Origin of the sequence: Stieleria neptunia (assembly GCF_007754155.1) — a bacterium.
GTDB classification, from domain to species: domain Bacteria; phylum Planctomycetota; class Planctomycetia; order Pirellulales; family Pirellulaceae; genus Stieleria; species Stieleria neptunia.
Map to the genome: position 1 here is coordinate 4,493,684 of NZ_CP037423.1, position 21,870 is coordinate 4,515,553.

Annotated in this window: 17 protein-coding genes and 1 tRNA gene; 8 read left to right on the forward strand and 10 right to left on the reverse strand. The window is 57.7% G+C overall.

Going from position 1 to position 21,870, the window contains the following annotated elements:
• The first annotated feature begins 46 nt into the window (after positions 1-46).
• The 4 genes from Enr13x_RS15600 to Enr13x_RS15615 all read left to right on the forward strand — a co-directional run bounded on the left by Enr13x_RS15600 (position 47) and on the right by Enr13x_RS15615 (position 2,105).
• A tRNA-Arg gene (locus Enr13x_RS15600) sits at positions 47-120 on the forward strand.
• 444 nt (positions 121-564) lie between these two features.
• A complete protein-coding gene (locus tag Enr13x_RS15605; RefSeq protein ID WP_145387577.1) occupies positions 565-975 on the forward strand; it encodes a hypothetical protein in 411 nt (136 codons plus the stop codon).
• 120 nt (positions 976-1,095) lie between these two features.
• A complete protein-coding gene (locus tag Enr13x_RS15610; protein WP_145387579.1) occupies positions 1,096-1,482 on the forward strand; it encodes a hypothetical protein in 387 nt (128 codons plus the stop codon).
• 428 nt (positions 1,483-1,910) lie between these two features.
• Entirely contained in the window at positions 1,911-2,105 is a 195-nt protein-coding gene (locus Enr13x_RS15615; protein WP_145387581.1) for a hypothetical protein, read from the forward strand.
• 331 nt (positions 2,106-2,436) lie between these two features.
• Here the strand turns inward: Enr13x_RS15615 and Enr13x_RS15620 are convergent, their stop codons facing one another.
• Positions 2,437-3,642, reverse strand: coding sequence for a PQQ-binding-like beta-propeller repeat protein (locus tag Enr13x_RS15620; protein ID WP_261344202.1), 1,206 nt, complete (start codon positions 3,640-3,642; stop codon positions 2,437-2,439).
• Between the two features lie 578 nt (positions 3,643-4,220).
• Between Enr13x_RS15620 and Enr13x_RS15625 the strand changes: the two genes are divergently transcribed.
• Positions 4,221-4,670, forward strand: a complete 450-nt coding sequence (locus tag Enr13x_RS15625; RefSeq protein ID WP_145387584.1) for a hypothetical protein — start codon at positions 4,221-4,223, stop codon at positions 4,668-4,670.
• Between the two features lie 310 nt (positions 4,671-4,980).
• On the opposite strand, the gene Enr13x_RS15630 is transcribed toward Enr13x_RS15625, so the two are convergent.
• Positions 4,981-5,817, reverse strand: a complete 837-nt coding sequence (locus Enr13x_RS15630; RefSeq protein ID WP_197456050.1) for a 3-methyl-2-oxobutanoate hydroxymethyltransferase — start codon at positions 5,815-5,817, stop codon at positions 4,981-4,983.
• Between the two features lie 341 nt (positions 5,818-6,158).
• Between Enr13x_RS15630 and Enr13x_RS15635 the strand changes: the two genes are divergently transcribed.
• A complete protein-coding gene (locus tag Enr13x_RS15635) occupies positions 6,159-6,989 on the forward strand; it encodes an EcsC family protein (protein ID WP_231744319.1) in 831 nt (276 codons plus the stop codon).
• A 239-nt stretch (positions 6,990-7,228) separates the two neighbouring features.
• Here Enr13x_RS15635 and Enr13x_RS15640 read toward each other — a convergent pair whose 3' ends face one another.
• The 3 genes from Enr13x_RS15640 to Enr13x_RS15650 all read right to left on the reverse strand — a co-directional run bounded on the left by Enr13x_RS15640 (position 7,229) and on the right by Enr13x_RS15650 (position 12,987).
• Positions 7,229-8,965, reverse strand: a complete 1,737-nt coding sequence (locus tag Enr13x_RS15640; RefSeq protein ID WP_145387590.1) for a DUF4041 domain-containing protein — start codon at positions 8,963-8,965, stop codon at positions 7,229-7,231.
• Between the two features lie 167 nt (positions 8,966-9,132).
• Complete coding sequence (locus Enr13x_RS15645) at positions 9,133-10,083, reverse strand: PEP-CTERM sorting domain-containing protein (RefSeq protein WP_145387591.1); 951 nt, start codon at positions 10,081-10,083, stop codon at positions 9,133-9,135.
• Between the two features lie 615 nt (positions 10,084-10,698).
• Entirely contained in the window at positions 10,699-12,987 is a 2,289-nt protein-coding gene (locus tag Enr13x_RS15650) for a serine/threonine protein kinase (RefSeq protein ID WP_145387593.1), read from the reverse strand.
• Between the two features lie 577 nt (positions 12,988-13,564).
• Here Enr13x_RS15650 and Enr13x_RS15655 point away from each other — a divergent pair.
• Positions 13,565-14,890: a Gfo/Idh/MocA family protein gene (locus tag Enr13x_RS15655; protein ID WP_390621107.1), complete on the forward strand. Its 1,326-nt coding sequence runs from the start codon at positions 13,565-13,567 to the stop codon at positions 14,888-14,890.
• Positions 14,891-14,895: 5 nt separating this feature from the next.
• Here the strand turns inward: Enr13x_RS15655 and Enr13x_RS15660 are convergent, their stop codons facing one another.
• Positions 14,896-15,588, reverse strand: coding sequence for a gamma-glutamylcyclotransferase family protein (locus tag Enr13x_RS15660; protein ID WP_197456051.1), 693 nt, complete (start codon positions 15,586-15,588; stop codon positions 14,896-14,898).
• 354 nt (positions 15,589-15,942) lie between these two features.
• Between Enr13x_RS15660 and Enr13x_RS15665 the strand changes: the two genes are divergently transcribed.
• Positions 15,943-16,749, forward strand: coding sequence for a hypothetical protein (locus Enr13x_RS15665; RefSeq protein ID WP_145387599.1), 807 nt, complete (start codon positions 15,943-15,945; stop codon positions 16,747-16,749).
• Between the two features lie 40 nt (positions 16,750-16,789).
• Here the strand turns inward: Enr13x_RS15665 and Enr13x_RS15670 are convergent, their stop codons facing one another.
• The 4 genes from Enr13x_RS15670 to Enr13x_RS15685 form a co-directional block, all read right to left on the reverse strand.
• The gene (locus tag Enr13x_RS15670) at positions 16,790-17,692 is read right to left on the reverse strand and encodes a DMT family transporter (RefSeq protein WP_145387600.1); all 903 of its coding nucleotides are present in this window, start codon (positions 17,690-17,692) and stop codon (positions 16,790-16,792) included.
• 128 nt (positions 17,693-17,820) lie between these two features.
• Complete coding sequence (locus Enr13x_RS15675) at positions 17,821-19,542, reverse strand: Na+/H+ antiporter NhaC family protein (RefSeq protein ID WP_145387602.1); 1,722 nt, start codon at positions 19,540-19,542, stop codon at positions 17,821-17,823.
• A gap of 108 nt (positions 19,543-19,650) precedes the next feature.
• Positions 19,651-19,866: a peptidoglycan-binding domain-containing protein gene (locus tag Enr13x_RS15680; RefSeq protein ID WP_315857107.1), complete on the reverse strand. Its 216-nt coding sequence runs from the start codon at positions 19,864-19,866 to the stop codon at positions 19,651-19,653.
• 231 nt (positions 19,867-20,097) lie between these two features.
• Positions 20,098-21,705: an N-acyl-D-amino-acid deacylase family protein gene (locus Enr13x_RS15685; protein ID WP_145387606.1), complete on the reverse strand. Its 1,608-nt coding sequence runs from the start codon at positions 21,703-21,705 to the stop codon at positions 20,098-20,100.
• Between the last annotated feature and the right edge of the window lie 165 nt (positions 21,706-21,870).

A 21,870-nucleotide genomic window follows, 5' to 3' on the forward strand; every position in this document is an offset into this window, starting at 1 on the left:
AGTGCAAAACTAGGGGGCTTCAGAAAACCCCGTAAATTGCGGTCTCGCGCCCATAGCTCAGCTGGATAGAGCATCGGACTTCTAATCCGACGGTCGGAGGTTCGAATCCTCCTGGGCGTGCTGCTTTGGCGGGGAGGTTGGGGGCAAAAAATGGAGTGGTCAAAAGATGAAGAAGTTGGCCGCGATCCGACGCTCCTTCTTACTTACGCATTGATTTTTTGACCACCTGCCCGATTCCTTGATCCGGGATTACGGATCATAGGTGACACCATTCATCAGTACCCTTTCCCCTATCGAGATGGCAGAAAAATGGGGGGCAGAAAAATGAATGGGGATGCGGGCAGAAAGGGAGACAGGAAAATGGGGGACAAGAAAATGGGGCGTGGAGAGATCTGGGCGTCGGGAAGTTGGGCGGCGTCTGCGTGTGACTGATTCGGCCGATTGGAAACTGCTGCGGGCGATCCATCTTCTTGTCACCCATTTTCTTGCCGTTCCGTCTTCCGGCGATTCCATTTTTCTGCCCGCGATTTTTCTGCCATCCCAATCCGTTGCACTTGCGATTGGGTGGCACTATTTATCAACCGTTATCCAAACAAGAACATGCTCGTAACGCCGACCACGGAAACCGCTCCCGATGGCAGAAAGCTTGGTCTCACCATTGGACGGAACTACGAGGTTCTTGGCATTGAAGCCGACTATTATCGATTGCTCACTGACGAGTCACATCCGTGCGCATCAAACGACCCCTGTCTCTTTGAGCCGGAATGTTTTCGGATCGTCGACGACAAGCGACCCATCTTCTGGATCACCAAATTGGGTGAGGGCGGCGAAGAGTATGCCTATCCGGCGCAATGGGAGCGAATTGGTTTCTTCGAGGACTATCATGATCGGATTGAATCGGTGCGCCAGCAGTTTTGGGCTGACCTCCGAGCACTCTATCCATGGACAGCCAATGATCGAGCGATCACTGGATAACGAATAAGAATTTGAAATCGCGTGGAGCGATTTGGTGCTGCCCACCAAACCTGCACGGCAACGAATGCCAACACCCCCGCTAGCAACCCAGCAACTGGGGGTATCGGTTACGGATAGCCGATGGCACCATTCATCAGATGCTATTTCCTATCGAGATGGCAGAAAAATAGGGGGCAGAAAAATGGCTGGGCTGTAGGAAGGAAGACAAGAAAATGGGTGACAAGAAAATACGGCGTGGAGAGATCGGGACGTCGGGAAGCTGAGTGGCGTCTGCGTGTGACTGATTCGGCCGATTGGAAACTGCTGCGGGCGATCCATCTTCTTGTCACCCATTTTCTTGCCGTTCCGTCTTCCGGCGATTCCATTTTTCTGCCCGCCATTTTTCTGCCATCCCAATCCGTTGCACTTGCGATTGGGTGGCACCATTCATCCTGTCATTGCGTAAGCTGCAGAGTCTTTGGACGCCAAGTTGTTGCAACTGCTGCCAACCGTGATCGTATCAATTGAGACGGTTGATTCGGCCCCGACAGATGATTGGCCCGAAGCAATGATTCGACAAAAACTTGCTGTCCGGGGTCGTCCGAATGGATCGGCGGATTGGATTCACCCTGTTTGCCGAGGTGTAGGGAGGGATCAATCTGCAGTGCTTCTGAATGTCCGTTTTCCCCACATCGTGGCAAGCTCACGGTCCGATCATCATGCCCTAGATGAGTAGCATTCGCTTGGAAGCGTGGCTGCCGTCAATCCCTTTACCTCCCCAAAGGATTTCACGGATGAATCATTCCCTGTGTTTTGTCGTTGCCGGATTTTTGCTCAGTTCACAAGTGGGATGTCTACACCGCAGCACGCGGAATAGGTCGGCACACACCCACTGCCATTGCGTGAGTCACAATCACGCGGACCAACATCGATTTGCAAGTAATCGAATTCCCCGCTTGCCAACTCCCCCGCCGCCAAACGATGCGGCCGTCGATCACGAACACCCAGTGGAGGTCAAAGTCCGCACGTTCGATTCCATTCTGGTGCCAATGGACGGCAGCACTCGGATCGCGGAACTCCAATCGGATCCTGTGACGCAGGGCCGCTCTGACGATCAGCCGATGTTCAACGCGCCGACGAACACCCGTTAGCACCCATGCATCAGATGCTTTCCCCTACCGAGATGGCAGAAAAATGGGGGGCAGAAAGATGCGTGGGCTGCAGGCAAAAAGGGAGACAGGAAAATGGCTGACAAGAAAATTGGGCATGGAGAGATCTGGATGTCGGGCAGCTGATCGGCGTCGGCGTGCGACTGAGTCGACCGGTTGGAAACTGCTGCGGTCGATCCATTTTCTTGTCACGTTTTTCCATCCGTTCCATCGCCCGACGATTCCATTTTTCTGCCCTCCCAATCAGTCGCACTTGCGATTTGGGTGGCACCATTCATCTTTGCTGGAGCGTGCAACGCACCGAAAGATGGTACTACTCGAACGACCACAACGCTAAACTCTCCTGATCCTTGATCAGGAGACCGTTTTTCAACAGTACGGGCGGTGCCCAGGTGGGGCTATCGGCGACCTGATAGCTGGCGACTTCTTCAAGGTCCCTCTCGGTGGCCTTGATTACCCGCAATTGCCCATTGTTCAGCAAGGCTACCACGTGGTCCGGAATCGACAGAAACGCCACGTTTTCTCCCGTTCGGCCCGCCCCCTGCCACAGCACTTCACCGGTCGCGGTGTCCAGGCAGAACAGCTGCCCCTTCTTGTAGTGCGAGAACCCAAACAACAGGTTTCCGTTGATCACCGCGGTGCTCATATCCAAAGCGACGTCCTTCTGGAACCAATGCTCCTTCACCGACCACTTGCCGTCGTTGATCTCTGGTTCCAGACCATAGATGCCTCGATTTTCGCCGCCCAAAAGAATCCGCCCGTTGTGGAACGAAGGCGTCGGCATGTTTTGGTTGCTGGTGTATTGCGGAAGGGGGAACTCCCACAGTGCCACTCCCGATTCAATGGCCACACCAACGAGGGCACGATGGTTCCAGTCAACGATCTGGCGGACACCATGAATCTCGACAACCAACGGCGACGAATAAGAAGCTCCATCGTTGCCCTGACTCCAGATTTCGTCGCCCGTCTTCACGTCCAACGCGATCAATGCTCCTTCGTCGTCATTGCCAACGTGAGCGACCACGCGGTCACCGTCAACAATCGGCGATGTGGAGGCGCCCCAGTTGGGATGATTCTGCGGAAAGCGTTTCCGATAGTCGCGGCGCCACAGCAGATCCCCCGACTCCGCGTCCCAGGCAGAAACCTCACCAAGGCTGCTTATGGTAAAGACTCGACCGTCGGCGATGACGGGCGAAGACTTCGGACCATTCCCATGCCGCTCACCGCCCGACGAGGCTTTGAAGGGAACCACGTGAGTCTGCTTCCAAATCTCCTTTCCCGTAGCCAGATCCAAACACCGCAACACTTCGTCATTTCCCTGGCGAGCGTGCTGATAGACGCGATCATCAGCCACCAGTGGAGACCCGTATCCCGTGCCCACATCCACCTGCCACACCTTGTTGAGCGATTTCGGCCACTCGGCGGGCGGTTGAAAATGATTGACCCAGCCGTCACGTTGCGGGCCGAGAAAGCCGGGCCAATTCGCGTCGCTGGCCGCCAGGAACGAACCGTTTAGCATCGATGAACCGAGCGCCCATCCCAAAGTAACCAGGAATAGCGTGGTGTGGTGAGTCGTTTTCACGTTCGTTTCCTAAGATTTGGAACAGCGGAGATGTTGTTGATCCTTTCGTCACAGCGTTTTCACCCAATGGCCAAGCGGGCTCAGAGACCGCCAAATCCCCTGCTAACCAACCAGTCAACGGGGAGCATCGGTTACAGTTGGTCGGTGGCACGATTTATCAGATGTTTTCCCCCTACCGAGATGGCAGAAATATGGGGGGCAGAAAAATGGGTGGGCTGTAGGAAGGAAGACAAGAAAATGGGTGACAAGAAAATACGGCATGGAGAGATCGGGGCGTCGGGACGCTGAGACGCGTCCGCGTGGGGATGATTCGGCCGATTGGAAACTGCTACGGGCGAACCATTTTCTTGTCACCCATTTTCTTGCCGTTCCGCCTGCCGGCGATTCCATTTTTCTGCCCGCCATTTTTCTGCCATCCCAACCAGTCGCACTTGCGATTTCGGTGGCACGTTTCATCATTGGAAGACTCACGGACAAACGCGAACTGTACACCCCTTCGAGTCACGGAGATTACATTGGCCGCCGAACCGCCTGATCTGAATCCGTACGCTCCACCTTCGACGGTTTCTGACACGCCCCTGATCGACGCGGCTCCGATTCAAGCCCCTTGGCTGCGTCGATTCATTGCCGTGCAAGCAATCGTGATTGTTGCATCACTCGCCGTCGAGGCGTACGAGCACGAATCGATTGTCGGTTCCGGCCCGATCTTCTCGCTCGTTGGGCTGATCATCGCCATGCTTGCTTTTCGAAATCGCGATCACGCCTCAATGATATTTGGCGGTTCCGCAATCGCATTCGCATCGCTCATCGTGTTCCTGATCAATTACAACTCGTGGGGACCTCCGCAAGGGGATCGTCCGATCACCATCCTGTCGTTCATTTACGCCGCGTTTGCGTTGCCCTATTCGGCCTGGTTTGTGTCGACGCGATCTAAAGCGGCGGTGAACCACTCATCCTTTCATTAGCACCCGGTTCGCTACCGAGATGGCAGAAAAATGGGGGGCAGAAAAATGGCTGGGCTGTAGGAAGGAAGACAAGAAAATGGGTGACAAGAAAATCGGGCATGGAGAGATCGGGACGTCGGGACGCGTCCGCGTGGGGCTGAGTCGGCCGATTGGAAACTGCTACGGGCGAACCATTTTCTTGCCGTTCCGCCTGCCGGCTATTTCATTTTTCTGCCCGCCATTTTTCTGCCATCCCAACCAGTCGCACTTGCGATTTCGGTGGCACCTTTCATCCATTCGAACACGGGTTCGGTGATCGGTACTCTAAAGGTTACTCGACCCGGTCGTCGTCGACTGTGGCGAGGAACTGGTCGATCAAACCTTCGGGGGCCTTGACGATGTGTCCGGGGCCCGGGAACCGGCCGCTTTTGACGTCCTCGATGTAGTCCCGGAACCCTTCAACTCGCTCCACTTGCATCGCCTGCTCCATCTTGAAGAGGTTGCGGTACTGTTTGGTGTGTCGCGGATAGGGAGGAGCGTGGTTGCCCAAAATGTCTTCGGCGAACATGAATTGAATGTCACCGCCACTGCCGGCGCCGATCGACGAGGTCACCAGTCGGGTGCGGCTGGAGATTTGTGCGAGTAACTCGGCCGGGACGACTTCCACTTCAACCGCCCAGGCGCCTGCTTCGTCAAACGATTGAATCTGCTCGAATACCCAGAGGGCCTCTTCGATGGTCTTGCCGACCGCCCTAAGCCCTCCCGTCCAGGTGCTCAAGCGGGGCACGAGGCCGGCGTGAGCTTCGACAGGAATTCCGGCATCCGCAACCGCTCGAATGAACTCGGGTCCCCATTGGCACATGATTCCGTCGGCGCCCAGTTCCATGGCGTCGTAGCCCGCGCGGACCGCTTCCGCCGCGGTCGCAATCTTGGTCAACCCGATACAGAAGGTCATGAAGGTATGCGGCGCCGCGCTTCGGATCGCAATCGCATCGGCGGGATTCCCCGGATCAAACTTGACTTTCAGCGTATCGATTCCGGCCTCTTCCGCCGCCGCCGCCTCGCTGGTTGCAAACGGCATGGTCTCGGTGAGAACCGTTTTGCCTTTCAGGTCTTGAAGGTGCTTGATCGTGTGGTTGCGGGTTGCATAGGCCCCGCCAAGGGTCATGGTCCGGTGTAATCCTCGCTTGTGCGCGTCTCTGGGAGGCAATGCGTTCGGTGGTTTTCCGTCAGATTTCATGGGTTTGATTTTCGGTTCCAGAGAGTTGTTTTGACGAGCCGGGTGGATGGCACCCGTTTCCCCAATTTACACCGGGGAAGCAGACGTCGGCTTCGTCTCCCGGCTTTTCCATTTTTCTGCCCGCGATTTTTCTGCCATCCCCGTTTTCTCTCGCGGTAGCGCACCGGGATTTTCGCCGTGATTCCATCCGATCGCTGCCGGTTGCGGGTACGTTATAGATGGCGGGCCCGGTCGACGATGCCGGGCGAGATTCATCACCAACCGATTGAATGACTGAGACTGAGATGACGAACGACTTGATCCGCGTCGGGCTTTCGGAAGAAGCGTTGAGCGAATTGCGTGAGGCCAAGCGGGTGCTGGAGCACCACGGGATCGCGGATCGTTTGACCGAGTTGGTCGGGGCGCCGATCACGGCGTCGTTGAAGATGCTGCCCGATGCGGCCGAAGGCATGATCCACAGCGCGATCGAAAAGTCGCTGCGGGTGGCGCTCGATGCCGCAGTCAAGACGCTCGGTGAGGGAGCCGAGAAGGGTCGAAAACCCAAATTGCTGACGCACAAGTTGTTGGCAGGGCTGAGTGGTGCCGCCGGCGGGGCGCTCGGTGGTGCCACGATCGCGGCGGAACTACCGGTCTCGACGGTGTTGATCTTACGAAGTGTCGCGGACATCGCGCGCAGCGAAGGCGAAGACCTGGCTGAGATCGAGACACGTCTCGCGTGTCTGGAAGTCTTTGCCCTGGATCCCGGTAAACCGTCGGACGTCAATGACGATACCGAGATCGGTTACTTTGCGGTCCGGGCAGCGATGGCAAAGCAAATCAAGGACGCATCGCAGTACATCGTCAAGAATGGATTGGCCGATTCAGCCGCACCGCCGCTGGTTAGGTTGATCGCCCAGATCGGCAAACGATTCGGGATCGTCGTCAGCGAAAAAATCGCCGCGCAGGCCATTCCCGTGATCGGGGCCGTCGGCGGGGCGTTGATCAACAGCTACTTCATCGATCATTACCAGGATCTGGCCCGGGCACACTTCACGATCCGACGGCTCGAACGCACCCACGGGGAAGCCCCCGTGCGCGAGGCCTATCGGCGGCTGGGTTGAGATTTGTTGGTCAAACGATGGGCATATCGAAAGCGTGTTTTTTTCGTCTGTTGACGGGATGGTTCACGTGGCGGGGGCTACATAAGAGAGACACTGAGATACTGATCAGAGAGATCGGCAGAATAGCGTGGACAGATGTCTAAGATTGAAGGGGGCAATCCAATTCGGTCCAATCCCAGTGATCCTGGAGGATGGGACGACTGGAAATGCGATTCCAAGTGAATTGACTTAATATGGGCTTATCCTGCAACTGCTGATTTGGCTTCTTCTCGAAGCCCTTCCGATGTCCTGAACTGCTCGGCTTCGGGTTCAAGCCTAAAGGTAAATAGCCCATGTAGATCTGAGACGGCGTCGCGTATTTCATCGAGCGTCACGTAGAAGAACTCTCGTCGGAGATTCACAAGATTCACTCGACGATCTTCAAAGTACTTGTGAAGGGAGTTCTCCAGTTTTGGAGCATCTTCTGAATAGATCATTGCATGAACATCAAACGGAAACGGTACAGACGCGTCCCCGAGCTCCTTCACACGATCAAGAGGCTCAAGTCGTCTGGTCATGCCAATTTTGTACACATCTTTACCCATCGTTCCTACATTTGAGAGGACGTAGACATGACCCGATTTTGTGAGCTGGGCTCGCGCGATCGCCTTTGCTTTCCGATCGAGTGCTTCCTTCAATTCCTCTTCTAATTTTTGAACGAGTTTTTCGAGTTTATCGTTGTGCTTTCCGTGCTGATCCGCAAGTTCTTGCCGTGCTTTCTCAAGCGCAGTCGTTTTGGTTGCCTCGTCCTTTTCAGCAGCTTCCTGGCCTTTTTTGATTTCCTTTTCGGCTTTCTCTTCTTCTCGGATCAGTTCTCGCTGCTCACGCTCTCGTTCTTTCTCCTCCTGCTTCTGCGCCTCGTATTCATAATTTAAATATAATTCCTGCAATTTCAGTTGTTCGTATCGTGGAGAAAATGAGATGTCATTGGACTTGCCCAGTTTGTTAATCATCTCAAAGCACTTCTTGATTCGCTTTTCACTCGCCTCTACATTACGAAAGGTGACCTTGGCGATAATTCCATCGCATTCTCCGTTGACCGCCCTTAGCATAAGCTTGATGTTTTGGTTGGTCATGGTTCGCCCCTTTGCCTCGCTCCCACCTACCGACCAAGCTGTTTCGCATACGCAAGCAGTCTTCTCACGAATCATCTCTTTCTGTTGCGTAGTACAGTCTTTTATTGCGTCGCGATATCTCTCACTATGATCGAAGTTGAATTTTGGGTGATAGACGCCAAAAGACTGCATCTCTGCGGCGTCGTCAACGAGATCCAGCTCTTTTCTTCGATTTTCCAGTTCGCTCTCTAAGGAATCTATCTGCTGATTTAGTTTGTTCGCACGCTCGTTCTGTTCACGCTCCATTTCTTGAATAGCAGTGTCTAACGCAGCTTGGCGATCCTCAATTTTCGCGTTGAGTTTTTCAATTGAATCGCAGCCATCCTTGTACATCTGCAGGCTCTTCAGTTGCGAGTTGAGTGAGTCTCGCTTTGTTTTCAACTTGACTGCTTGATCACGGTAGATTACTGCCTCCGACTTGATGCTTTCAGACTTGGCGGAAAGTTCGGCAACGCGTTTCTCGGCATCCTTCTTGATCTGCTCTGCGTGGGCTTCCGCATCGTCAATCGTGACGTACCGTTTGAGCCTTTCTTTTAGCGACTGAATTTGTTCGTGTGCCCCGGCAAGTTCGGCTGTTGTACGTTCCGAGTGGCTTTGGCATACAGCCAGTTGCGTCTTTACCTCAGACGAAGTTTCGCGATGACGATCAATCTCTTGCCGCAAATCTGCGATTACTTTTTCCTTCGAACCGAGGTCGAGAGCCAATCCGTGACACTCATTCTTTTTCAAGCGGTTTGAAGTAGCCAGGCTTGTGATGATCAAGAGCGAAGTTGAGACGACCGCAATGATCGCGAAAACCAGAATAAGTTCGAGAAATGACATGCCTAATTCCCAAATGTGAGCAGCGATGGGTCAGAGATGCGGTGCGGTCGTCTCTGAACGCATCGAGCAAGATTGCGAGATCGCGGCGAAGCGGGTTGTATGGCGCGAGCGGTCATGCGGCGCGCGGCCGCTTCGGCCGCGATCGTCTTGTTTTCCTAACTCGCGTTTCAACGCCGACGTCGTCGAGGCACCATGCAGCAGCCCGCAACGGCGCCAAAAATCAGCAGCGATGATGGTTCGGGCACCGCGTTGAATTGAGCGTTGCTGATCGTCACGTTGTCGAAGTAAATCCCGTTCCCAGAAGTTCCGGGGGCTGCGCTACCCCTGGCTACAAACGCGAGCGAGTCCACGGCGTGCGGACCAGAAACCTGGCTCGCGGCGTTGGCGAAATACGATTCCCATGTCGTGCCGGTATGAACCAGTGTCCCATCGACCAGGATATTGACGATGTCATTGCCCATTTCGCTGCCGGGCGCTCCGGGCCCCAATCCGTCAACGAATTCGATATACATTTCAACGGTGTGCCAGTCCGAATAGCTGAGCCCCGTCACCAACGGCGTTCCGTTGAACGCGACACCTGTCGTGTCAAAAAAGTTCAAATCGAATCCGCCCGCATTCCCGCCGTCGATTCCGACATACGACATTCGGTGCGGGCTTTGCGACGCCGCGGGCGAAAGCGACAGAAACAGATCGGGTTGCGCCCCGCCGGTGGCCGACTTAAAATCCCAAGCAGCATGGAAGTACTTGCTTCCTGCGGTGGCCGAGGAGAGCGGTGGGTTGTTCGGCGTTGTGTGGTCGGTTCCATAGTCGTTGTAGAGACCGGCGCCGGTTTCCCCAGCGGCGACCGCGGGTCGATGGGAAAAGGTCTGGTCGCTGAATGAGGTCGACGTGACGGCGTTGGACATCCGCAAGACCTGATTGCCGGTTCCATCATCGACAACCGCTTCATCGTAGGGAAATGTTGAGTTGCCGAAAGAGTCTTCGACCGTCCACCCTCCCTGTCCGTTGACACTTGTGTTGGGGGTGAACGAATCAAAGGTGACAACACCGGCATGGGCGTTGGCGGAAATCAACACCGAGACGATCGTGATCGAAAGCGAGAGTAACGTAACTTTCATCAGGGAAACTCCGATGCAAAAGTGGGGAGGGGTGGAAAGGCAGGTTCAAGCACCGTGGATTCTTGGGTGGCGGTTGGGACAGTCACCTGCCGACAGTCGGCCGCGTGCGCCATCGGAATGACAAGGATCTTGCTCTGGCAGGGAGGGCCAAAGCACGATGAGTCTCGTCACGGCGACCGGTGAGCCTTCTGTTCGACACGCCGCTCCTTTGGGAGCGGCCAGGAAGCCATTGGGAGGGGTGTTCAGTCGCCCCTCTGCGGGGCTGCTGTCCGAATGTAGCTAAGGTGGGAGGCGAACACAAGCATTTGAGCGAGACTATCTGTACATGAGGTGGTCATCGATCCACACTTCGAGCAGGTTGTCGGCGCAACGAGTGATCGCGAGATGGCTGGTGATCAGCTGCGGCGCGAATCGGGGGAACCGCTTTGTTCAACCCCGTTGGGACGTCAATTGCATCAGTGGCAAAGTTGACCGTAGCGGAAGTCGTCAAGACTTTTGCAGCGCCGACCCTCTCTGGCGTTTGCTTGCTGCGCAAACGCCGTCTCTCCCAGAGGGAGAGAGACTAAATGGGTTGCCACGACGCGGTGGGGTGTGAAAGGCATCCGCAGCGAAATCTCAAGACCGTGCGTCTTCGTCGTCCCCGGTCTCGTCGTTGGTGGTGACGTCGATGGTTTGGTCCAGGGGCGTCATCGGCCCGACGCCGCTCAAGGAGGCGTTGAGCGGACCGGTGATCGGTGTGTTGTTGGGAGTGCTGATCGGTGCGCGTTGCAAACCTCGTTCGTGTCGTCCCCACCAGCGGTCGCCGTCTTCGATCGTCCATTGCCCGGCGGCTTGGCAGCGGGAAAGCTGCAGTTCCAGGTCGCGTGCCGTCTGCGGTCGCTTGGCCCGTGTCTTTTCCAGGCAGCCCATGATCGCGTCTTCCAACTGGGCGGAGACATTGATCTTGGACCGTTTGGACGGCAGCACCGGTGATTCTTCCAGATGTTTTTGCAACAGTTGGGCAATCCCCTCGGCTTCGAACACCGGTTTGCCGGTCAGCAAAAAGTACCCGATCGCGCCGACGGCGTAGATGTCGGTGCTGGAATCGACGGTCATCGGTGCTTGGATCGCTTCGGGTGACATGTAGAGCGGGGTTCCGGTCAACATCCCATCGTCCGATTGTTTCTGACGATCCTCTTGATCGATCGCCTTGACCAAACCGAAATCCAGCACCTTGATCAGATCCGGTTGGCAGCCGCGTCGATTGAGCATCACGTTGGCGGGTTTGACGTCACGGTGGACCAGCCCGTTGGAATGCGCCTCGAACAACGAACCACAGATTTGCGTCAGGATATGAATGATTCTGGCTTCTGGCTGAGGTCCATATTGATTGACAAGCTGTTGCAGATCGATTCCGTCTAGGTACTCCATCGCGTAGTAGAAGACGCCCTCGGGTGTTCGGCCGTAGTCGTAGATCGCGATCGTGTTGGGGTGGTTCAGCTGGCAGGTGATTTGGACTTCGCGTTCAAACCGGGCGATCGAGCCTTCGTTGACCTTGTCGGCGTGCAGCAATTTGATCGCGGTGGGGCGCCGGAGCATGGAGTGTCGGCCTTTGTAGACCACGCCCATGCCACCTTCGCCGAGTTTTTGTTCCAACGTGTATTGTCCCAGTTGCTGGGCTTCGATCACGGCCTCGCGGGCTTGACGCTGCAATCGCGCGACGATGATGGTAAACACAAAGATCGCAATCGCGCTGGCGATCAACAACGTATAGATGGCAAGGAAGGCGCGTTGCAGAATCACGAGCGGCCGAAACGCCTGGGCGGAATCCACTTCCATCGCGACACCGATTTCGTACTTCGGCAACCAGGTCCAGGCACCGATCACGGTGACGCCACGGTAGTCGCGGTACCCATCGACATCCACACCGGATTGCCCTTCGATCGCCGTCGCAGCCAGCTTGGTCAGTGGCAGTTGGCTACGACGGACGTTCGGGCGAAACCCTCGTGTCATGTCATCGCCGGGGTCGCGGACCAGCAATTGCAACATGGATCGCGAGCCCGCTTGGTCGGGCAACAGGCCGAGCAGGATCAGTTCCTCGTCGAAACGGCTGTTGGAAATCATCACGCCCGCGGAATCAAAGGCGTAGGACTCGCCCGAAGATCCGACCCGCCCCAGTTGCAGGATTTCGGTGAACTCGCGTTCCGGAGGGATCTGCAACGCCAACACGCCGACGACTTGAAACGACGCGTCACGCACGGGGGCGCAGACATACATCGTGGGCACCCCGATCCGCGTCTGACCGCTGCTGTTTTTGAGCATCACGACGCTGGGAAAGGGCGTCGAAACGAACGTCTCGCCTTCGAGTGCGCGGTCCAGAAAATGGTCGTACTCGTCGATCCCCGACTGACCGATCAGCGACGCGTGAGAGGACGAGAGAATTCGTTTGCGATTGTCCGCCAGCAGGAAGCCGACGAAATCGTGTGCCGCAAGTGCGGGGGCAAGTTCCGTGGCCAGCTGACGGTGCAGTTCCGATTCGGCTCCGATCGCAGCCGGCGTTCCGGCCTCCGGGGTTTCCAGCAGCTTGTAAACGGTCTGTCGGACCTGGCTGTCGTTGGCCAAGGATTCGGCGGTCGATTCTTGGACCGCGAACCATTTGACCAGCATTTCCGACTCCAGTTCCACCAACGTCTGCAGCCCCGAGCTGACGTTGCCCTTGATCGTCGTTTCGATGGCATGGCGAACAAAAAAGCCGACGATCGACAGCAGCACCACCGCCACAATCGGCCAGACCCAAAGCTGTTTCTTGAGGAACAATCCCGTTCGGGTGATCGTGCTGGAGACGCTCTGCGACGCCCAGGTCATGTGCGCCTGGGGCGGTTTGGCGGCACGGTTGGGGCGGCGGAAACGTTTCAGCGGGTTCATTGCGATAGCGGGGGAGCGTTGATCGGGCCCAGGAGAAGACGCTTAGATTAGTCTGAATTGCGAAAAGGGCTTTGGTTTTCTCGGTTCCGCAGGGGGGCGGCGTCGCGGGCTGTCGATTTTGTGAGCCGCGCGCGCCCCGCGTAAGCGGCCGGGCACTGCGACGCTGCCCGAGGCCTGACGGCCAGCGGCTCACCATTGACTCAGCAGATCCCGATTAAATCGACAGCCCGCTCGCGGCTTACCGCCAACGAATGCTTCACAGTGTCGCCCGCCAGGGAGGGGGACTTCAGATGCGTGGACACCGATGCCCGGCACGGCGATGGAGACGACGGAACAGCCGCGGTCGATGCGCGCGAACTCGCTTGGCACCCGGCGAATGGGCCGCCGATTTCTAGTATAATTGGCTGTCGTGATAGATGATTCGCGTCCGTCACCCAACCCGATTCGCCTCTTTGCTGCATCACGCGTTTCGCGTCGTCTTTCCCGCAATCCCATGTCTCTGCATTCGCTTCCGACTCAAGGAATTCCTCCGATGTCAACTTCTCGCAAAACCACACGCCGTCAGATTCTTCAGGGCATGGCTGCCGTCGGGGCGGCAAGCATTCTGCCGTCCGCGTCCAACCGTGCCGCCGGATTCGAATCCGCCAACGGGCGTCCCGTCTTTGCCACCATCGGACTTCGTAATCAAGGCTGGACGATCACTCAGAAATCGTTCCGTTTTGCCGACTTCGCCGCGTTGGCCGATGTGGATGCGAACGTGCTGGGGGACAACGTCGAGAAAGTGAAGATGGCTCAGGGCAAGGCGCCCGATGCCTACAAAGACTATCGCAAGATCTTGGACCGCAAAGACATCGACGCGGTGATGATCGCCACGCCGGACCACTGGCACACCAAGATCGCGATCGAGGCCATGTATGCGGGCAAAGATGTCTACTGCGAAAAACCGCTCACGCTGACCATCGACGAAGGCAAACAGATCGAAAAGGTCGTCAAGGAAACCGGACGCGTGTTCCAGGTCGGCACGATGCAGCGAAGCGAATCGGAGCAGCGATTCCTGCAGGCGGTCGCATTGGTCAACAACGGCCGCGTCGGCACGGTCAAAAAAGTCACCTGCGGAATCAACGGCATGGTCGCCTCCCCCAAGATTCCCGTGGCACCCGTGCCCGACGGGCTGGACTGGGATCTATGGCTCGGGCCGGCACCAAAAGTTGACTATCGAGCGTTACCCGAACTGCGGGAAGGCTACGGTGGCGGCGTGCCGCTGTACAGCAATTGCCACTATTCCTTCAGGAACTGGCACGAATACTCCGGCGGCAAGTTGACCGACTGGGGAGCCCACCACGTCGACATCGCTTGCTGGGCGCTCGGCGCCAGCGACACCGGTCCCAGTAAAATCGCTCCGCTCGATTACTCGTTGCCGGTCGCATACAAGGACGGTCATCCCACCGTCGCCGATCAGTACAACGCGGCGACGAAGTTCAACATTCGAGTCGACATGCCCAACGATGTCGAGATGATCATCACCAGCGAAGGCGACAACGGCATCTTGTTCGAAGGAACCAAGGGCCGTTTCTTTGTCAATCGTGGAAAGATCGTCGGTCGGCCCGTCGAGGACCTGGTACAGCATCCTCTGCCCGAAGGAGCGGTCGAAGCGGTGTACGGTGGACCGGTCAGCGAAAACCATACCGCCAACTTCATCGAAGGCATGAAATCACGCAAGCAACCGATTTCCGACGTCTGGACCCACAACCGGATGCTGGAGATCTGCCACCTGTCCAACATCGCGATGCGGCTGGGACGCGAACTCAACTGGGATCCGGACAAGCGAGAAATCATCGGCGACGAACAAGCCAACTCGTTCCTGTCGCGCGAAAGCCGCAAGGGTTTTGAAATCCAAACCTGATCGACTTAGGGATCGATGACTTTGGTCGCGATGGCTTCTTGGACCAGTTCGCTGACAGAGCTGAAACCTGGGCCGCCTTCGACCAACTGCGTCATCATCGCACGAGTCTCGGCCACCGTCAGGCGACGCCCTCGGGTGTCGCCCCAGATCAGTCGCGCCTCACGACAGGGTTGGCACAGCATGTGGAGTTGGTCGTCTTCCTTGATAAACACCACTTCACCGAGTTTTTGGCAGCAGGCGCAATCGTCGGTGAAGGTTTGGGATTTATCCAGCGCGTCGAAGTACTGCCAGGACAGGAAATCCTTGGCGGCCAGGATGTGGTTCAAGTAATTGCGGGAGGGCCGCAGCCCGTCGGCGAGCTTGTCGGGCTGGGCTTGGTACGTGATGCACGTCACCGATTGGTTCTTGGACGAAACGGTGACTTCGATCCGTCCGTAGTGATCGGGATAGCGTTCGGATTCATCCAACCGGCCCAGATGATCATCGACAATCTCGTAGAGAATACCTTCGACTTCGCCGGCCGGGTCTTCGTTGATGTTGGCGAATCCGATCCCGGATGGCAGTGCGTCTCGCAACGCCATTTTGTTGAACCGCAATCGAAAGCCGCCGAGCACCGCAGGCTCCGCGCTGGTGAACGCGACCCCCTTCTTTTCCATGATCGCCTGGTTGCAGTTGGAGCCGTAGGCGAAGTATTTCATGTTTCGGTGCGTGTGTTTCGGGAACAGATGGGGTGGGCGGAGCGAAGTCCAGTCCATCGCTGGCCGTCATGCGAACCCGGGTCAGTCTAGCACACGGCGAACGATTGCATCAATTCGCGTCCTTTTGTGCTCGTCAGCCAGACGACGGCACCGTCGGTCATCAAGACGTGACAGCCGATTTCGCCAATCGCGACCAACAAATTTGCGTTGGGAGCCTCGATGCGAGAAGATTGAGTCGTGATTTCTGCCAAATGGGGCGCCTTGGCGGGCAGAGCCTGCGGCCTGAACCAGGATGCGAGGGACGCATGAACAAGGGGGAAGTTTTCAGGCCGACGAATCAAGTGGGGAAATCCGATGTCAACGTTTTTGACGCAAGCACAAGTGGATGTCACGTTTAACGCATGGTGGAATGAGTATGGTCGAACCCCGCAAAGCGTCCATCGCGCTCTGACACGGACGATCAAGCAGATCAACGGAGAGCCCGTTCGCCGACCCAACGGTCCGTTTCCACCGGGCTACATTCCGCCGCCGTTGCGCAAAAAAGCCAAGACGCCCCCGCCGCCCAAACCGGCGAGCGAAAACGATGCCAAGCAGCTCAAACGCCAGGCCCAGCAAAAGGCCCCCGCGGGACGCGCCGCCGCGAAAAAGGAGCTGCGGCAAACCGAACTTGAGATCTCCCGTCTGAAGAAACGTTACGCCATCATGGAGCGTATTCTCAAGGAACGAAATCTGACCATTCCCGGCCATGTCGCCGATGCGCTGTTGTTCATGCCGTGTTACCGAGATCCGGCGGACAAATTGCGACACGAAGAGGAGGTGTTTAAACGCTACAAAAAGGACATCGACAGCGCGAACCGGAGTTCGCATCAGTGGCGGTACCAGCAAGAAACCGAGCGGCTGCAACGAGAACGGCGGCGAAAGATGCTTGCGGAGATCGAATGGATGAGCAAGAACACCATCGGCGCTGGGGTTTACGGAATACAACGCGAGGCCGGTCGCAGCCACGAGGACGCGATGGCTCGTGCCAAAGAAACGCAACACATCTTTGACCTGGCGGGCAGCGGGGTTGTTGACCCGGCCGCGGCTCGCGAAGCGAACTCGGTCCGGCACAACACCCGGTCGCATCGCAGTGACAAACAAACGGTCGGGCCGAACCGGTGACGCCCCGCGGTCGTCTGTCCCGCCACGTCACGGCGTCGGCTTATAAAAACCGACGCCTGGTGTTGCGTATCACCGCGGGCAGGTAACGCTGGACCAATCCGACAAAAATCAATCCGCCACCGGCAAGCGTCCACCACTGGGGCGCGTCATAGGACGGGTGGTGCCGCCAAGCAAGGTAGACCCAGATCGGTACCAGGATCGGTTCGATCAGGATTAACATCGAGGCTTCGGCGCTGTTGACCCGGCGCAGTCCTCGGGCAAACACGATGTACGGGATCGACATCTGAATCACCCCGAACGCGCCCAGTGCGACGTAGGCAGAGACTTGAATCGTTTGGTGGCTGGACCAGGCCCAGGGAAGCAACAGCAGCACGGTCGCGGCGTGGTTGAGCGTGATCAACCATGCCGAATCCACGTCGCTCATCGATCGGATCGTCAGGACCACGCCGGCGAACGTGATTCCCGACAAGACCGCCAGGGCCGTTGCCGGCAAGTTTCCTCCGGCGCGGAGTTCCATGGCGAGAATCAACGCGACGCCGGCAATGCAGAACAAAAACATCCGCACGTCGGCGCCGCGGACGCGATCTTTGAGGATCGTCACCGCACCCAGCATGACCCAAGCGGGGGAGAGGTATTGCAGCCAGATCACACTGGCCGCCGGGATGGACACCATGGCCGTCATGAATGACCAGACCATCAACGCAAAGCAGACCGTCATCGGGATCATCGCGGGGCGAAACTCCGGGCGACGAACCATCGGGACCAGAATGATCAATGCGAACAGGCTGCGGAAAAACGCCAGCAGCACGCCCCGAGACTCCGGCGCCCAGCCGTCGAACCAAGGCGCCTTGGCAAAGAAGCCACTCATGCTCCACATCACCGCCGCCAGGACGATCAACAATCTGCCACGCCAGGCTTTGCTCGGAGGGGAATTCGAAATCACGGGCCGCTTCGCTGTCGCTGCGGTCGCCAGAACGCAGACGGTGATCAGGGGAAATCCACCCGCTGGCGAAGGTGGCGACGTTCAACATCCGCGGCGGTGGTGTTCGTCACCGCGATGGCAATCAGCACTCAATCACTCGTCTCACTTGGCGTCCGCTTTCCCACGATCGCCACCACGCCGACCAGCAGCATCGCTTGGATCATGATCAGCCACCCCCAGCTGACGCCCCAACCGATCGGAATCGTCCCGGCGATGATCGCGATCGTACCCGCGGTGACCGCGTAAGGCATTTGCGTCAACACGTGTTCCATGTGATCGCAGCCACAGGCCTGGGAGGACAGGATGGTGGTGTCCGAGATCGGTGAACAGTGATCGCCGAAGACGGCACCGGAGAGCACGCTGGCGATCGTCGCCAACATCAACGGATGGGTCAACGCATCGGTTGTCGAAACGTCGGCCGGCAGCAATCCGATCAGCGGAGCGGTCAGTGTTAGCGTCATCGGCATCAGCAACCCCATGGTGCCAAAACTGGTGCCGGTGGAAAACGACAGCACCGCGGCCAACAGGAACACGATCGTGGGCAGCAGGCGAACCACGATCGGTACCGAGTTTGATGATGGGGACTCCGCGTCTTGTTCCGGAGAGACTCGCGCCCCGGACAAAATCGTTTCGGCGACGAACTGCCCCGTGTACAGCCGATGGTCTTGGTATTCGAACGCCGTGCCGGATTGCCCGTCGACGGACTTGCCACTGGTCAACCGTGACAGCGCCGAAGCGGTCCAAAGGATGATGATCGCCGGCAGGACGATTTTCATCCCTCCCCAGCTGGCTTCGCGGATCTGCTGCAACGTCAACAACTTTCGCGTCAGACAGATCACTGCGATCGTTGCCAGCCCCAGCAGCGCACCGTATTGCAGGGCCAGACTCGAGTCGGCCGCACCGAGGATGTCTCGCAGTGGCGGCGTGTCACCGGTGGGCTCCGATGACCCCGACCGCAGCGAAGCGGTTCCCGTGGCGTACAACAACGCGATCACGGCGGCCAACGTCACCGCGATCGGAACGACCGCGACGCGCCACGAGGCCGCCGCGGTCGGTTCGGTCAACGGGTCGGCGATCGAACCGGGATCATCTTGCCGCTGCTCGGATCCGGCAACCACTGCTTTTTCGGCCCGCAGCATCGGACCAAAATCTCGTCCCATCAGCGCCAGAATCGGCACCATGCCGAGCGCCAGGATGGCGTAAAAGCGATAGGGCACGCTGGCGATGAACAGTTCCATCGCGCGCGATACGTTTGCCCCTTCGATGTCACCGAGTCCTTCGGCGATGTAATCGATCTCGACGGCGATCCAGGTCGACAGCAGCGCCAGACTGGCCATCGGTGCCGCCGTGGAATCGACGATGTAGGCGAGTTTTTGCCGTGAGATTTTCAACCGATCACAAAGCGGTCGCAGGGTTCCGCCCAACAAGACAGTGTTGGAGTAGTCGTCAAAAAACACGACCAATCCCAGCATCCACGTTGTCAGTTGGCCGCCGCGCCGTGTTTTGGCGATCGGGGAAATTAATTTGATCAGCCCCAGCATCCCGCCGCTGCGACTGATCACGCCGATCATCGCCCCCATCAGCAGGGTGAAGGAAAAGATTCGCAGCTTTCCGGGGTCGGCCAGAGTCGGCCACAAATGGACTTCGCAAAAATCGACCAACGCCCCGATCGGGTCACCGCCGTTGGTGATCAACGCGCCGCAAAAAATGCCCATCAACAGCGACAACGCGGCCCGCTTGGTCACCATCGCCAGCACGATGGCGACCAGCGGAGGCAGTAAGCTGAACCAGCCGTAGGGGTGATCGTTCAAAGGATTGATTCAGGTGAAGAGGGAATCGGTCGACCGCAGCGCTCGGGTCGCAGCACGCACTTACGCGTCGCGCGGCTGGCCGGATTTCGAGCCACTTGCTGATGTCTGCTACGGGCGGTGCGTGTCCGCCTGGCCCGCAAGATAGCGATTCCAGACCCAACGAAACAGGTTGCGCGTCTCGCTGTAGCGGGCATCCGAAGAGGCCGCCCCGAGTGCATCAAATGTTTCTTCATCGACGAGGCCGGTCGACCGCAGTTGTTTCGATTCCTGAAAACACATCACGGCCGCTTCGGTCATCGGTCCAAAGGCGCCATCGATCGACAGCCTGGGCGAGGGGGGGCATTCGCGCGTTCAGGGTGCGTCGCAGCGACTTGACCAGGTCACCGTGGGCCCCAGTTTCAGCCGCGTGGATTCGGCGGAGGCGGCGTTTTCGTACAAGGCATGACGGCGAGAACGGCCGGCACGAAAAAACGCCAGAGGCACTGCCGGGCTGACGGATCAACGGCAGATTGGAAAACTGAAGTCGGGGAATTCATGATTGATGGTGATTGAGGTTTATTGGTCATTGATGCCCTTGCGGATCGCACGGCCGGCCAAGCTGCCTGTCGCCCTGCCATCGGCGATCGCCGGGATGCCGTTGACCCACAAGTGCACCAACCCATCGCTGTACTGATGCGGATCGACGAACGTGGACCGGTCGATGAACGAGTCCGGATCGATGACGGCGATGTCTGCGGCGTACCCGACGCGAAGAAATCCTCGATCACCGACGTCCAAAATCTCCGCCGGCAAACCGGTCGCACTATAGATCGCCTGTTCCAGGGGAATGACCTTTTCACGATGGGCGTAGTAGCCGATTCTTCGTGGGAAGGTGCCGTAGTTGCGAGGATGGGGGACCGAACCCGAGGGCAGCTTCGCCGAACCGTCTGAAGCCGTCGCGACCCACGGTTGCTGCATCACGAACCGCACGTCGCTCTCATCGATGCTGTGGTTGACGACCGACGCGCCGCCGCTGCGCTCGATTTGCAGGACCAGATCCAGGGTGTCGACACCTTGCTCGTCGGCGATTTCGTCCAGGCGACGTCCTGCCCATTCGGGGTGAACGGAATAGGAGGCGATTTGAATGCGATGGCCGTTGTCGGTGACTTCAAGTTTCTTGTCGATGGCGTTGAGGATCCGCTTGGATTGTTCGTCTGCCTTGTCGATCCGCGCGATCATCGCTTTGCGTCCTCCGGCGCGTGCCCAAGCGGGAATGCAGGTCGCACCGAGTGACGTGCTCGATGCGGTGTAGGGGTACTGATCGGCGGTGATGACCTGCCCTTCGTTTCGACGTTGGTTGATTTGTTCGACGGCCCTGCGGACCAGTCCCCAGGAGTCTTGGCCGGAGGATTTGAAGTGCGAGATGTGAACGGGAAGTTTCGCCCTGTTGCCGATCTCCAACGCTTCGGTCACCGAATCGAGCAGCCGCGTGCCCTCGTTGCGGATATGGCTGGCATAGATTCCATGGTGCTCGGCGACGATTTCAGCGATCGCGACCAACTCGTCGGTATCGGCGTAGGAACTGGGGACATAGATCAGCCCGGTCGACATGCCCCACGCTCCGTCGGTCATCGCCTGTTCGGCCAACCGGCGCATTTCCGCCAACTCTTCGTCGGTCGCCTTGCGTTGTTCGCTGCCGATGACCTTGCGACGCAGGCTGCCCTGGGGCAATAAGTGCATGATGTTTGGACCAACGCCCCGCTCGTCGATTTCATCGTAGTACTGGCCGACGTCGACCGGACCACTGCCGCAATTGCCGGTGACCAGGGTCGTGCAACCTTGCGTCAGATAGTTCATCCCCGAAGCGGTTTCCTTCTTTTGGATCTCGCCGTCACTGTGATTGTGCAGATCAATGAACCCCGGGCAGATGATCAAACCGGTGCAGTCGATTTCGCGAATCGGCGTACGCTTCGGATCAATCTCGCCGACGGCCACAATTTTCTCACCCGAAATCGCGACGTCACCTGTGGTCGCGGGGCCGCCATCACCGAGGTGCAAGATGCCATTGCGGAGCACCCAATCGATCGGTGCCGGGTCTTGGCCGCAGACCTTCGTCGCCGAATGAAGTCCCGGCAGTGTGAGCGTAAGTGTGCTGGCAATCACCGTTGCATGAAGAAAATACATCGGACTGGTAGGCATTCGTTCGGCGACCTCAGCGTTTCGTCGGTGGGCAAAAACTTGGCGGCAGTTTACCACGCGGCATGACCGTTGGACGGGGGCAAAGCCAGTCGTGCTTCCCGGAGGTGGCGCTGCGCTGACCTCCGGCTACTCGCTGAAATCCCTTCGGGA

Excerpts from the sequence above, each read along its gene's own strand:
- Enr13x_RS15655 (WP_390621107.1), top strand. The coding sequence starts at position 13,565 with ATGGCTGCCGTCGGGGCGGCAAGCATTCTGCCGTCCGCGTCCAACCGT.
- Enr13x_RS15685 (WP_145387606.1), bottom strand. The coding sequence starts at position 21,705 with ATGTATTTTCTTCATGCAACGGTGATTGCCAGCACACTTACGCTCACA.
- Enr13x_RS15650 (WP_145387593.1), bottom strand. The coding sequence starts at position 12,987 with ATGAACCCGCTGAAACGTTTCCGCCGCCCCAACCGTGCCGCCAAACCG.
- Enr13x_RS15620 (WP_261344202.1), bottom strand. The coding sequence starts at position 3,642 with ATGCTAAACGGTTCGTTCCTGGCGGCCAGCGACGCGAATTGGCCCGGC.
- Enr13x_RS15665 (WP_145387599.1), top strand. The coding sequence starts at position 15,943 with ATGTCAACGTTTTTGACGCAAGCACAAGTGGATGTCACGTTTAACGCA.
- Enr13x_RS15660 (WP_197456051.1), bottom strand. The coding sequence starts at position 15,588 with ATGAAATACTTCGCCTACGGCTCCAACTGCAACCAGGCGATCATGGAA.
- Enr13x_RS15610 (WP_145387579.1), top strand. The coding sequence starts at position 1,096 with ATGGCACCATTCATCAGATGCTATTTCCTATCGAGATGGCAGAAAAAT.
- Enr13x_RS15635 (WP_231744319.1), top strand. The coding sequence starts at position 6,159 with ATGACTGAGACTGAGATGACGAACGACTTGATCCGCGTCGGGCTTTCG.
- Enr13x_RS15645 (WP_145387591.1), bottom strand. The coding sequence starts at position 10,083 with ATGAAAGTTACGTTACTCTCGCTTTCGATCACGATCGTCTCGGTGTTG.
- Enr13x_RS15640 (WP_145387590.1), bottom strand. The coding sequence starts at position 8,965 with ATGTCATTTCTCGAACTTATTCTGGTTTTCGCGATCATTGCGGTCGTC.
- Enr13x_RS15630 (WP_197456050.1), bottom strand. The coding sequence starts at position 5,817 with ATGACCCTTGGCGGGGCCTATGCAACCCGCAACCACACGATCAAGCAC.